This is a genomic window from Sphingobacterium athyrii (assembly GCF_003071065.1).
Lineage (GTDB): Bacteria > Bacteroidota > Bacteroidia > Sphingobacteriales > Sphingobacteriaceae > Sphingobacterium > Sphingobacterium athyrii.
In genome coordinates this window covers 506,533-519,690 of record NZ_QCXX01000002.1, presented here as the reverse complement: position 1 = coordinate 519,690, position 13,158 = coordinate 506,533, and the positions used below count along the sequence as shown (strand labels likewise).

Genomic DNA, 13,158 nt, shown 5'->3' with positions numbered 1-13,158 from the left:
ACCAAACTGGTAAAATCGCGGGGGCATACCGTTCAATCGTACATCTTTTTTGAAGTCTGGCACCAAGATACAACCTTAAAGGAGATATTAAACAATTGATCAGCTTTAGTCTGCAAAAGAAAGTCTCTCTGGAATGTAAAAGCTCTTTGGTAAAACGGTGGCTGTTAAGGAGAGAGCTTTGCTACTTTTGATCGTTGCGTAGAGAAATTAGTTTAAAAAAAAGCAAACGATCAAGGCTTCTCTTGTGTTCAACTCAAAAACTATGATGACCTTTGTTTTCAATACAAAATATGTGCAGTTAACCGCCCGAGGGATGTCTGCAATGTTGTATCTTATGTCTGTGGTCCTACTAATACTTTTGGGCAGTTGCCATGAAGACGATAGCCCCGCACCCGAGCAGGCACACCTAAAGGTCAAGGTAAAAAGTGACGGTGATCAGTATGATGCAGTCTATCTCAACATCCTACAACTATGGACCCGCACATCTGCGGGTGGAGGAAAAATCGAGGCGAATAAAAAATTAAACATCCTAGGAATACAAAAGGATAGCATCATTGCAGGGGGACTTGTCCCCCATGGCAACATACAGGAAATTATGCTAAAAGTAGTACCTGCTGGCAATCAAATAGTGATAGATGGATCTCCCTATCCTTTAGAGATGCCACAAGGACAATTTATTGCCGTGAATATCGCGGAGAATAAACTGCTCATGCCGAATGAAACGCATACCTTGATGCTTGATATCAATCTATCAGATTTTATCGATGAGACTGTTAATGGAAAATTTGTGATTAATCCTAACATAACTGCGGTATTGGATTAACGCAATATTGAAATGGTACAGCTCACTTTCACCGATAAGGCAAAATGTCAGGTTGATACGTGCTTTTATCTTTTGAGCGGATTTTGCGCTGCGCTGTCCCCAAGTTTCTTGCAGCCTATCTTTCATCAGCAATAATGAACTATGATTTAGCAATGAGTACTTCTTGCTATGATCATCCACTTTCCTATAATCAAAATAGCGCGCTTAGCCCAGACTTAAGATCCGATTACGGACCTGTTGTTGCCCAATTCGCTCTCTCGGTCGCGGTGCCAGGCGGCCGAATCATTGTTATCGCGGTATAAATTTAACAGTACCGAATTAAACGTACAGTGAATCTGTTGTTCGATCCTCTCCTTCAACGCTTTTTAGGGTTCAAGCCATTGGTTTGCGACTATGGTTTTTCCGGCCAGCTGATAGTTCGTGTCCTCCTCACCATACCAGGCCGTCAACCTGGGCGTCATCACCGAATGATCGTATATTTTTCTACATCTCTACTGCCATAGCACTACCGTGAGCAGGAGATCAAACAGCTGATCAGCTTCTTGTTGTGTAAGAAAATCCGGCTCAAAGTTCATGAGTTCTTCGGGGAAATTATATCCTTCATTTTCAAATAAGCTAAGTTGATCCATATTGCCATTATCTTAAATTTTATCGCTGCGCCAATTCTGTCAAATCGCCGTTCCGGCAAGGAAAGAACAATTCTTCCCGCAGAAGGTATACCATTTTAATCAAAAGGCACATGCTACTCGCTCCTCGGATCGGATTCTAGCGACATTTTCGCACAACGTATACCGCGATAGACGGACAATCATATTCTAAAACCTTTGATCAGATAGATGCCAGCGCCATGGAGTGGCTATCTGGCTGGGTGATGCGGGAAATGCATCGTATCAAACACTGCGTGTTTAGAGAGAAAATTCAATTCCGATCTACGTTGTAGAACGTAATATTGAATTCATGAAATCCGTAGGAATAATAATTACTATTTGTAAACGTTATATTACAATAGAACTTTTAAAAGAGTATGAATGTTCTACTAGTTTTTGGATAATATGAATTTCTCATCTTTCAAAATATATCATCATGAACGGAATCATATTTCAAGGAAAAAGTCTCAATGTTGGGTGTACGGCAAAATTTCTGTTCGAACCCCAAGTAAGTGTAGAAAATATTCCGGCAATAGCAGAACTTAGCACTGGTGAAAAAGCATATGCTGAAATACTTAGAGATACCACTCCTCTGATAACAGTCCGTGTAGGTGAATATTTAAACGGAAAAGGGAAGAGAACCCGTGAAACAGCTTGGATTCTCTCCTATAATCATAAATTAAAATCATGGCAAATAACGAAGAGCCTCACCAGAAAATAGCTTGCTTTATTTGTTGAGGATGTTAAAGTTAATTTACAGCACTTATAGCATCCATTACCGTTATTTCTTTTGTTATGCGTTATATTATATTAACTTCTTGAACAAATTTACGGTATAATTATATTTGACTGGGCTTATTGCCATAATTTTAATAAAAAGCTGATAAAACAATTATCAAAAGGAAGTTACAAAATTGCCTGCGTACCGATATGCTCCAATGCCGAACTTACAAAGGATCGAGAAATAACACAAAAGTACATTGACCTCCTAAAGGAAAATATTAAGGATGAACCCTACGGTTGGTTATGGACACATAAGCGTTGGAAGCGGTGAGTTTACTGTACTATATTCTCGTAATCGCGATATTTATGATATCATCAAACAGGCACGCGAAGAGCTCGGGAATACTGGATTATTTTAAGCTACATTCCAATTTTTATTTACTATTATTTGGGGGTTGCTTTGCAGGGCTTCATCTACAAAATTTATTACTTTAAAAATATTTCCGCTCATGCGAAAACGATGTGTTTCTTCTGCTGTTTGAATTGTCACGGTAGCATTGTAACCTTTATAATGTGTTTGTGCGACATGAATACTTACTATATTGTTAAAAGCGATGGTCGTATGACGTAAGTGTATGAAAAAACTGACTGCATCTTCTTTTATAATATAGGGTGGCATGAATTTTTCGTAGAAAGGAGCTTTATCGTTGAATTTTATCAGCTTTTCCATATCTTTTTCTGATAGTGTTCCAATAAACCGCCGATAATTATCAGTGTATTTTCTAATGTAAAGGATAGCTGGAATAACCATCAACATCACACAGCCAAAAAGTATCAGCGCATACAGATAACTGTCCTTCACCCTTGTATTATAGCGTTCTTCACCCAACACTGCTTTGCCATAAGATTCGGTTTCAATCATCGTCCCAACAAAGAAAATAACTGGTATTATCACACTGATCGACAACATAATAGCAATAATAATCAGACTTCGGCGTTGTAGTTCATTTATGAAAAAATTATTCATGGCTTGGTCGAATTGGGTACCGTGTTAGGATACATACCTTTTCTGCTACCTAGTAGCTTGTTATTTTTATCATATTTTTTTATTTCGCCAGTTGAAAGCAGCTCCACTTCGTAATAATCTAGTTTCCCATTTTTGTAGCAATACTGTATCTTCTGTGAATGATCTGCACTATTGCAATTTTTGCTTACAATAGTTCCATTCTCAAAATATTCAGTACACCATTCCTTATCCTTGGAGTAGTAGCTATGTGCTGTTTTCTGTCCATTTTTATTGAAATAAATTTTTTCTTCTGAACCAGAATGATAAAAATATTCTGCTTTCCCGTTTTCGTAAAACAGTCTTGTCGTTTTATTTATATGGTCGTTTTCCGATTTTATATTCCCATTCTCATAGTAGGCCGTCTCAACAGCATCAGACAAACCTACCCCCGTTCTTAAAACTATTTTTTTGGCTAATTTCCCAGTTTGACGAAAATGTTTTACTACAAAAACGGAGTCTTTTGTTTCAAAGTGGCTGATAAGATTTCCTGAAGTATCCTTCAGATCTGTTGCAATTGCCAGGCCATTTTCAAAAGTAAAATACAAGGTATACAATTTCTCTCCTTTGGTTATTTGGGCTTTGGCGGTCTCCGTAAATTGATGTTTCCCATTTATTTTAAACCAAAATTTCTGATTTTTATTCTGTAAAAAATACGTTCCTTCTTTGAGTGTAAGTATTTCCTTTTCACGGTTTTCTGGGTTCGCTTTTATTTCCAAAATACCGAAGCCTTTTTCAAATTTTTCTAAATCCAAAAAATAACTATCATCGAGTTTCCTCACCTCTTGACAATAAGCTGTAATACCAAGAAAAATCAGGATGGTAAGTAAAATAATTTGTTTCATTTTTACGTGTCTAATAACTTTAAAGTTCTGATACCACTGCCTTAACCCATTTTATTGGAAACAGTTTCATTTATCTGTTAGTCAAAAACTAAATTCAGCTTAAATCTAAGGTATTTCTCAAGACAACAGGTTACAATTTTATATTCGAGGGTCATCATTTATAATTCGTTTCAGTAACCTATTTATTTGCGATAGTCCTATTTCCATTTAATTTTCTGCTTGCTTCACAACAGTGTTATTTTAGCAATTCGTGCCTGACCTGCTGCCAGGTTAAAACTTGATACCGGGGAGGTCTCAATACTAAGCGAACTATACCAACGGGGACGAAAAATCACATTAAACCAATTGATGGAAGCAGCTATAGATGGTGATCAACTGGCGATTAATTCATTCTCTCGGATAGGCTATATGCTTGGAAAAGGTATTGCTACTCTAATACATATTATCTATCCAGAAAAAGTGATTATTAGCGGATATGGTGCAAGAATCGGGCAAATATTGCTTCCTCAAATTCAGGCCGCTGTCGTGGAATTCAGCATCAATGGTCTGTCAAAGTATACGAGTATTGAAATATCATCCTTGCTCAATGTGCAGCTGATGGGGACTGCTTCTATAGCAATACTGGCATTAAATGGAGAGACATTAAATATTAACTAATATTCAGTGTTTATGTATAAACCAATATTTTTAAGGCGCCAAATTTCCCAACCTGTTCTACTATATTTCAATTTCAAAAAGAATGGCTTATGGATGGATGTCGGTGGGATAACCAATTTTGATTATCAGGAAATCAAAGAATATTATCATATTGTTGTGATATCAATGCCCAAAACACCATTAATGGTCGAAGAATCGGAATTAGATAATCAATATTCATATTCTATAAAGCTAATGCGAAATTAAGCGTATTTTAAAACCAAGTTGCCTATATTTGGGTAATTGAACTACTATTATCCAATTCAAAATGAAGTTTTTTATCCAGGTCCTCTTCTTACTTATCGTCCATATCAGCTTTGCGCAAAGAAAACAAGTAATCAATAATGAAGTTACAGCTTTTAAAATTGAGAATAAACAAGATACGATTGATTTCATTGTCATTGATCAAGACCTAACAAAGAAAAAACCAATATTTTTATGGTGTCAAGGTTCCCAACCTGTTCCACTATATTTCAATTTCAAAAAGAATGGCTTATGGATGGATGCTGGCGGGATAACCAATTTTGATTATCAGGAAATCAGAGAATATTATCATATTGTTGTGATATCAATGCCCAAAACACCATTAATAGTCGAAGAATCAGAATTAGATAATCAATATTCATATATTGGGGCTTCTTCAGACCATAAAACACCAAGTATTGCATTTCAAAAAGCAGATTACCTTGAAAATTATGTTAGTAGAGCCTTGGCTGTATTAAAATTTCTTCGAAAACAAAAGTGGGCAGACAACTCAAAGTTAATTGTCGCAGGGCATTCGCAAGGCAGCAAAGTGGCCTCTTACATAGCTAATAAGGATAAACATGTATCAAAGCTTGGCCTTTTTAGCGCTAATCCTTATGGAAGAGTTGATGAACTCGTTCGTAATTACAGAAAACAAGCCGAACGAAAGGAAATATCCTGGGAAGAGGCTAACAAACAAATAGAAAAGCAATATCAGTTTTATAGAGATGCAAATGATCCAAAGAAAATCAGTAAATATCCTTTTTTGTTGGCATGGAAATCTTTTTCAGAGCCACTCATTGACGATTGGCTTTCGTTTAATAAGCCAATTTATATGGCCTACGGGACAAATGACCTATCAAGTGATCTTTGCGACCTAGTACCTCTCCTATTTATTGGCAATAAGAAACAAAATTTAACTTATAAAAGATACCTCAATCTTGAACATAACTTTTTTGAAGTTGACAGCGCTGGCACGGTAAATCACTCCAAACCGCATTGGAAAGAAGTAATGTCATCTTTTGTAAAGTGGACGATAGAATAATCATTTCCTCCTTCGTATGTCATGTAATACTATTTTTTACCGGAACCCTAAGTTTACGCTGTCAATATCACATCCGGATTTACTGCGCTTATAATCGGTACAGTATAAGGCGCTCCATTCTCGCCATCATTTGCTCAGTGCAATATATATTCTATGCCGTCACCGCAAAAGTTTCAGGTCTCCTGTGAGTTTCGCAGTTAAAATAAACATATACCAGCATACAAAACTCAATAAAAGCACCTTTTTATACAAAAAAATAAATCGCCAGTAAATAAGTCCGGTATTTGGATCTTTTCAATATATTGTCTTCATTTCTCAAAATCAACTTTTTGCTGCTTAAAGCTGGAGTCATTTTAATTTATTTTCTTATATGATTTAGAACCTCTCGCATAACCACATGTAGAAATCTCTGCGTGGCCTCCCCTTACCTCTACAAAAATATCCATATTACTTTTTACGCGTCTCCCGCCTTGTGTGGCTGCCTTCCAAGATTTCCCTAAACCGACCGACCATTTTTTCAACAGATTCTCATAGATGCTATTATCACCGATAATAGTTTTAATATTATTTAGACTGCCATCCTCTTTCACAAGACCTTGGAATAGAAATACACTACCATCTTTAGGTATTTCACTTTTTTCCAGAATCTGCATAAAATTCGTAAAATCCTGCTGCAGTTTTTTACCTCCTCGCAAATAATTCGCAGAAAATGTAACCGCCATAGGTTCTCTAAAAGATGGATCGCTCTCAACTTCGGTTATTATTGTTTCATATTTAATGGAGTCACGATAAAATATTGCACGGGTGTCTGCTTTTCTTTTTTTTACTAGTTCCTTATTAGACTATGGAAGCATTAAAGTGGCTGTTGGGTAATCAGGAATATCAAATCTCCCAAAATCCAAATTCAATAAATAACGGTCACCCGGGAAATCAAGAAAATAAAAATCTTCAACAGGTCGTTTAATACCATCTAGATAATAAAAGCGCAGAGAAACAGGAAGACGCTCCTTGTATGCAATAATGACACTATCTAACTGTATATCTTTTTTTAGAAATGTATTGTAACCACCATTCTGTTGGCTTACATATACGCTGCCTATATCATGCATAGATTGAGCACAACAGCATTGAGAAAAAATTACGTAAAATACAAAAATGATAAAGCTTCTCATATCTTTTCAAGCTTTCTAATTATTAAAAATTGTATTTATAATCTGCTGTTTCATACGAATAGAGGTTTGGATCGCTAGGTGGATCTCTATCAATAAATCCGCCAAAAGTCGGTTTGAATCTTATATTAAGAGCTGAAAAAGTCAATAATATAAAATCGGCTACAAAAAAAAGGCTTTTAAAGAGCTATTAGTCAAAATCGACCTCACATGAACTACGGAGCACCGATTTATTGATAATGCAGTATGATATAGTCAAAATAAAAGCTAATGCATTTTAATGAGCAAATTTTATGTGAAGAGCAATCCTTTCTTCTATCGGAACATCTAGTTTACGAACACAGACAGTAAAAAATTGAGCGGCTAAAAGTACTCATTCTAAAAATATCGAGGCGATGAGAAAAACTGAAACGTGATTTCAAGAATGGATAAACATAACTACAAGATAATATTTATAGAAACATAACGAAATAATTACTTACAATTTCCTTTTTTCTCGTATTATTGCAAATAGAGATTTGCAGCAAAACAATTATAGCCTTATCTAAAACCTTTTTTTTAAATCATTATGGACAACAGCTTAAAAAGTAAATTTAAAATTTCACCAACTGCCAGCTTAGTACTTTGTTTAGCAAGCGAAATTTATCAAGATGGAAAAACATGCCAGGCATATTTAGAAAATATTGAAACATCAGAAGGGGAATTGCTTTTAAAGAGTTTTAAACAAATTTTCGAACACTCCGAATCAATCGCTGTGCTGAGAAAGAGATATATCCGCAATCTTTTCGACTATTACGCTAATCAATTCACACAATTTCAGGTCTGTATTTTGGGAGCTGGTCTCGATCCAATTTCACTCTATCTACTAGAACAATACGACCATCAAATTGAAACGATCTTTGAAGTTGATATTGAATTCATGGATGAAAAGCGAGCTCTCTATACAGAATTGATCGGTGATCAGAATAAAGTAAGGCTAATCACTCATGATGCTACTGATATTGACCCCTTGTTGGATGAACTAAAAAGATTGGGGCATCATTCATTAAGTCCGACGATATTCTTATTGGAAGGTTTTGTCTATTACATCAGCCGGGATAAGTTCAGTACACTGCTTGAAAAATTAGCTGCCGCTGATGGAAATAAAGTTGTCATACTAGACTACGTTTTACCATTTGAAACCATTCATGAAAGCAATCGGGAGAAATCCCGTCTCATGCTCCGTTCCCTAGAACAGGGCTTAGGCTGGCCAATCATGGTCTATCATAAATTTGATATCATCGGATTAATCCAATTTTTTAAAGGAGAAATCGTAACGTCTGATTCGACACAGTCGATGGAGAAAAAACTATATGGAGATAACGAAATTTATATCTACCCAACTAGCGGCTTTATGGAAATGATAAGTTTTCAGTTTTCATAAAAATCTTGAATTTGACAAATTCAGCTGGGATGCCAGCTTTTTAAGGGTCGGATTATCCCTATCAATGAAAACCAAAGCAGCAACGGGCAATTTTAAAGCGGGCCGTCTCAAAATTTAGTGGGCAGCTTTTAGTACAATAGATTGGAAAATTTCAATTACTGCTATCGCAAAGACGAGGTACTGGTTGATGATGGCGCTATCCGAGGAAGACAATGTGTATGTATGCGGTATGTGGGAAGGAAATAAATTATCAAAAAATCATAGCGCTCAATTCGGCTAAATGCTGCTGTGAATGAAAAAACGTTAGTGCAGTATATAAGGCTGAAATTCAACCTAATATGATTTATCATACTTAACTGACCTTTAAATATTTGATGACTAAATTATCATTCAATCTTGCAATAATCATGTTTCCTTTATGACAAATGATCTGATCACAAAATTTCAAATGCCAAGAAAAGAAACTATGCACCATCATTCTTTACATTAAAAGTGCAGTATAATGAGAAAGCAATACAACTTAGATTTTCTGACGGTTCACATCCGCTCGTGATTAAAGAGATGTTAAGTATTAAAGATAAATTAGATTTTAACTAGTATATGATGATCTTAACATTGAAAACCCTGATATACCCATCATGATCCCCATCGAGATTAAAATACAAAGAACACCGCCCGAACTTCCAGATCCTAAGAGCAAAGTATCTCACGCTCTATATAATTTAAAAGGAACACAAGCTTTTGGAGAGTTTGCTTTTACCCCCCGTTGCCCTTTTGGTGGTAAACGAATAAAATATTAAATAATGAAAACAATCAAATTTATACTGCTCATCCTCTATGTCATGATCAATAGCGTATACGCTCAGGACAAGGGAGAAATCGATAACTACAAGAAGTTTGAAAATTCTTTCCTTAGAAATTTCAAATACGCAGCTCAAGGTCTTATCTTTTATAATTAATATCTTTGGGGTATGAATATCGAACACATCGGACAGCCTTTCCTCAAAAAATTCCCTGGAGATTTTTCCAATAATCCTCTACAGAGAAATACGCCAAAAGTTTTGTTTGCCACGGTTAAACCTGCCGAATTTTACAAGCCTCATTTAATTGCTTTTAACGAAGCGCTCTCTGAGGAAATTGGACTGGGAAAATTTGAGGAAAAAGATCTTAATTTTCTTGTGGGTTCTCAGCTTCCCAACAATATGCAGACCTACGCTACAGCTTACGCCGGACATCAATTTGGTAACTGGGCGGGCCAGCTGGGAGACGGAAGGGCTATTCTCGCGGGAGAAATTACCAATGCAAACGGCAAGAAAACAGAGGTCCAGTGGAAAGGGGCCGGTGCAACCCCTTATTCAAGGCGTGCCGACGGAAGGGCCGTGTTGAGGTCTTCCGTACGCGAATACCTGATAAGTGAAGCCATGTATCACTTAGGGGTACCCACTACTAGAGCGTTAAGCCTGGCCTTTACAGGAGAAGACGTCATACGGGATATCATGTATAACGGGAATCCTCAGTACGAAAAAGGGGCAGTAATCATAAGAACGGCCGAAAGCTTCCTTCGTTTCGGGCATTTTGAGCTGATGTTTGCCCAAGGTGAACACAAGCTCTTGCAGGATCTACTTGATTTTACGATTGAAAACTACTTCCCTGAAATTGTTTCATCCGGTCATCAGAAATATAAAGATTTTTTTGAAAACGTATGTACCCGCACAGCAGACCTAATGGTAGAATGGTTCAGAGTAGGTTTTGTTCATGGTGTAATGAACACGGACAATATGTCCATCTTAGGCTTAACGATTGATTATGGTCCTTACTCCATGATGGATGAATATAATTTAAATTTCACGCCGAATACAACGGATCTCCCTGGAAGAAGATATGCATTTGGGAAACAGGGACAGATTGCACACTGGAATCTATGGAAACTTGCGAATGCCCTTCAACCGATAATCAACGATGAAAATTTTTTGGAAAACACGTTAAAAGATTTTGGAATTTATTTTTGGGAAGCCCATGATAAAATGCTCTGCAAAAAATTCGGATTTGACGGGCTCAAAAAAGAGGACGCAGAGTTTTTCACCAACTGGCAGGGCTTAATGCAGGAGCTGCAATTGGATCACACGTTATTCTTCAATCAATTGGAAAAAATAACACCTGATACAGATTTAAATGAACATTTCAGCCCGGTCGCTTATACTGTTTTCAATGAAGAAAAAATCAATAAACTTGAAGACTTCATTGAACAATACCGATCCCGTCTGCATTCGAATTCGATTTCAAAGCAAGAGTCCCTGAAATTAATGGAAACGACAAATCCTAAATTTATACTGAGAAACTATCTACTCTACGAGTGTATCGAAGAAATTAGTAGCGGAAAAACAGAAATGTTAGTTAAACTAACTCAGGCATTAGAACATCCATACCAGGAACTATTTCCGGAATTTTCCAAAAAGCGCCCGTCCAGCTATAACAATACCGCAGGATGTTCTACGTTATCATGTAGCTCATAACAACAGAGATTTATTGTATTTGACACACTTAATGAGACTGCCTATTGTATGAATTTGAAATGGTAGCAGTTACACTCGGCATAGCCTGACCTATAAGCTCTAGGACGCTGTCGTCAGCCATTTCAGGTTTCCAGTATCTAGTGAAAATTTATAACCGCCAAATAGCATTGCAATGTCCCAGTAAAATATTCGGCAATGCTAATATCAATAAATATAGAAGTTACTCATTTTAAATAATTGTTTATTCAACTCGATACTTTAATAAAAATAAAATAATAATTCTGAATCGAACTAGATGTTGTTATGAATGAATTTATAAATTTTCAAATAGATCCAACAATGAGTACGCTGATCAAAATATAATCTACTGAAATAATAGTGCAGATTTTGCCTTTATGGTCGAAAATATATTATTGCTCATTCGATGGTTTTAAGTCGAAGAGAATTGCATTCTCTTCCATCGAGGACGGGGCTCTGAATCGTATTCGATTAAATTGCCGCTTCTAAAATAAGATCTGGTACAAACCCAAACCAGGAGCAAAAAAATACGGTTTATCTTTTAATGTTATGATTTTCGGCATGGTCATGTCATCGCACTTAAAGCGTTGTTTTTTCAGTTCGTAATAAGCCAAATAATCCGGACTGGGCAGTTTGCCATTATGCCAGCCAATCAAAACATCGTCATCGAATTTAGGAATTTCAGTTTTTGGTATATCGAGTTCGCTTTTAAAAAGGTCTGTTTGTCTAACGACCAAAGTCTGATTGATCACTTTAAATACATCGCAGCGCTCTGTATTCACGATCGTGTAAGGACAAGGCTTTAGCCCATACGGCTGCAGTATCTCCAGCTCGTATCTATTTAAAGCTTTCATCCGCAGACTATCGTTCAGATCTTTCAATTCTTCCGACTTTCTCCGCAGGCTATCTGTGATAACGACCGTTTTAAAATCTTCTTGTTTTTTATAATCCGGATAGAAAAACTTCTTGCCGTTGAGATATAAATTCCCCTGTGTATCAATATAAAATGGCTGTTCCCAGTCGTAAATCTTTTCAAACACAATATTTTTATCCACATCAATAATTTTTACGGGCGAATTACTGTTGCTGGGCTTTAAAAGTATTCTGTCATCATTTAAAAAAACAAGACTGCTTAAGCCTGTCATATCGGTAACTTTTCTGAACTTGTTTTCGTCTTTTAGCAACTCGATCAGTTGAGGCACATCGGGGTGTTTATCTTTTTTAGGGATAGGATTACAGCCTAAAAACACAAGTAATACAAAGAAAGGAAGGTATCTCATCAGTTATTCTTTCGTATAATTTGATTCTCTGTTTATATCAACCGGCTCACCTAAATACTTTGGTCTTCTGTTTCTTATCACATCTAAAACGGCTTTGCTAACCGATAGTTTTTCCCGGGATGCATAGTATTTATAACCTGGATAAACGCCCCTATCTGCACTATAACCGAATGATTTTATTCCCAATTTATCGCCCAGATAAATACATCTGTTCAGGTGATATTTCTGAGATACCAAAATTGCTGTATCAACATAAAAAACATGTTTTGCACGGTACATGGTCGAGTAGCTATCAAACCCAGCATAGTCGATGTAAATTTTTGTGGTATCGACGCCATTTTTCTGACAATATAACTTCATTACTGTAAGCTCATCGTATTCATCTCTACCGTTATCTCCTGACAGCAATATTTTATCCACCTTGTTGTTTTTGTACAGCGAAATCCCGGCATCCAGCCTATCTTTTAGATACCTGCTTGGCTGATCGCCGTTTATACCGGCACCAAAAATGATGGCTACCTTCGTTTTTGGCACATCTTTAAGTTCGGTGAAAATCAGATTTTCTGTTTCTGCCGTTACGTTGCTGTTGGTTACTAAAACAACAAATAGCGCTATTAGGCATAGAATGATAAACGACAAAAGGAACTTTTTAATCTTTTTCATACGCTTG

At 36.5% G+C, this 13,158-nt stretch carries 15 protein-coding genes; 8 read left to right on the top strand and 7 right to left on the bottom strand.

Annotated features, from left to right (window positions below):
• The first annotated feature begins 262 nt into the window (after positions 1-262).
• Positions 263-823 (top strand): DUF4382 domain-containing protein, encoded by a 561-nt coding sequence (locus DCO56_RS08675; RefSeq protein WP_108633342.1) that lies wholly within the window; start codon positions 263-265, stop codon positions 821-823.
• A gap of 491 nt (positions 824-1,314) precedes the next feature.
• On the opposite strand, the gene DCO56_RS29225 is transcribed toward DCO56_RS08675, so the two are convergent.
• Complete coding sequence (locus DCO56_RS29225) at positions 1,315-1,452, bottom strand: hypothetical protein (RefSeq protein ID WP_181390499.1); 138 nt, start codon at positions 1,450-1,452, stop codon at positions 1,315-1,317.
• Positions 1,453-1,906: 454 nt separating this feature from the next.
• On the opposite strand from DCO56_RS29225, the gene DCO56_RS08665 reads away from it, so the two are divergent.
• Positions 1,907-2,191 carry a hypothetical protein gene (locus DCO56_RS08665; RefSeq protein ID WP_108633341.1) on the top strand — a complete coding sequence of 95 codons (285 nt, stop codon included), beginning with the start codon at positions 1,907-1,909 and terminating at the stop codon, positions 2,189-2,191.
• Between the two features lie 105 nt (positions 2,192-2,296).
• A complete protein-coding gene (locus DCO56_RS29960; protein WP_108633727.1) occupies positions 2,297-2,524 on the top strand; it encodes an LpxL/LpxP family acyltransferase in 228 nt (75 codons plus the stop codon).
• Between the two features lie 84 nt (positions 2,525-2,608).
• Here the strand turns inward: DCO56_RS29960 and DCO56_RS08655 are convergent, their stop codons facing one another.
• Positions 2,609-3,220, bottom strand: coding sequence for a hypothetical protein (locus DCO56_RS08655; RefSeq protein ID WP_146191001.1), 612 nt, complete (start codon positions 3,218-3,220; stop codon positions 2,609-2,611).
• Positions 3,217-4,101 carry a hypothetical protein gene (locus tag DCO56_RS08650; RefSeq protein WP_108633339.1) on the bottom strand — a complete coding sequence of 295 codons (885 nt, stop codon included), beginning with the start codon at positions 4,099-4,101 and terminating at the stop codon, positions 3,217-3,219. Before DCO56_RS08650 ends, DCO56_RS08655 begins: the two co-directional genes overlap by 4 nt.
• Positions 4,102-4,398: 297 nt before the next feature.
• Between DCO56_RS08650 and DCO56_RS08645 the strand changes: the two genes are divergently transcribed.
• Entirely contained in the window at positions 4,399-4,758 is a 360-nt protein-coding gene (locus DCO56_RS08645; RefSeq protein WP_108633338.1) for an ROK family protein, read from the top strand.
• Positions 4,759-5,065: 307 nt separating this feature from the next.
• Positions 5,066-6,085, top strand: coding sequence for a hypothetical protein (locus tag DCO56_RS08635; RefSeq protein WP_108633336.1), 1,020 nt, complete (start codon positions 5,066-5,068; stop codon positions 6,083-6,085).
• A gap of 353 nt (positions 6,086-6,438) precedes the next feature.
• On the opposite strand, the gene DCO56_RS08630 is transcribed toward DCO56_RS08635, so the two are convergent.
• Together DCO56_RS08630 and DCO56_RS08625 are read right to left on the bottom strand one after the other, a co-directional pair.
• A complete protein-coding gene (locus DCO56_RS08630; RefSeq protein WP_108633335.1) occupies positions 6,439-6,807 on the bottom strand; it encodes a hypothetical protein in 369 nt (122 codons plus the stop codon).
• 120 nt (positions 6,808-6,927) lie between these two features.
• Positions 6,928-7,194, bottom strand: coding sequence for a hypothetical protein (locus DCO56_RS08625; protein ID WP_108633334.1), 267 nt, complete (start codon positions 7,192-7,194; stop codon positions 6,928-6,930).
• A 628-nt stretch (positions 7,195-7,822) separates the two neighbouring features.
• Here DCO56_RS08625 and DCO56_RS08620 point away from each other — a divergent pair.
• From DCO56_RS08620 to DCO56_RS08615, 3 genes are all read left to right on the top strand, one after another.
• On the top strand, positions 7,823-8,677 hold the full coding sequence (locus DCO56_RS08620; protein WP_108633333.1) for a class I SAM-dependent methyltransferase: 855 nt from the start codon (positions 7,823-7,825) through the stop codon (positions 8,675-8,677).
• Between the two features lie 803 nt (positions 8,678-9,480).
• Positions 9,481-9,636, top strand: coding sequence for a hypothetical protein (locus DCO56_RS29220; RefSeq protein ID WP_165307951.1), 156 nt, complete (start codon positions 9,481-9,483; stop codon positions 9,634-9,636).
• Between the two features lie 12 nt (positions 9,637-9,648).
• Positions 9,649-11,190 (top strand): protein adenylyltransferase SelO, encoded by a 1,542-nt coding sequence (locus DCO56_RS08615; RefSeq protein WP_108633332.1) that lies wholly within the window; start codon positions 9,649-9,651, stop codon positions 11,188-11,190.
• Between the two features lie 503 nt (positions 11,191-11,693).
• On the opposite strand, the gene DCO56_RS08610 is transcribed toward DCO56_RS08615, so the two are convergent.
• Positions 11,694-12,488: a hypothetical protein gene (locus DCO56_RS08610; protein ID WP_108633331.1), complete on the bottom strand. Its 795-nt coding sequence runs from the start codon at positions 12,486-12,488 to the stop codon at positions 11,694-11,696.
• 3 nt (positions 12,489-12,491) lie between these two features.
• A complete protein-coding gene (locus DCO56_RS08605) occupies positions 12,492-13,151 on the bottom strand; it encodes a SanA/YdcF family protein (RefSeq protein WP_108633330.1) in 660 nt (219 codons plus the stop codon).
• Positions 13,152-13,158 lie beyond the last annotated feature (7 nt).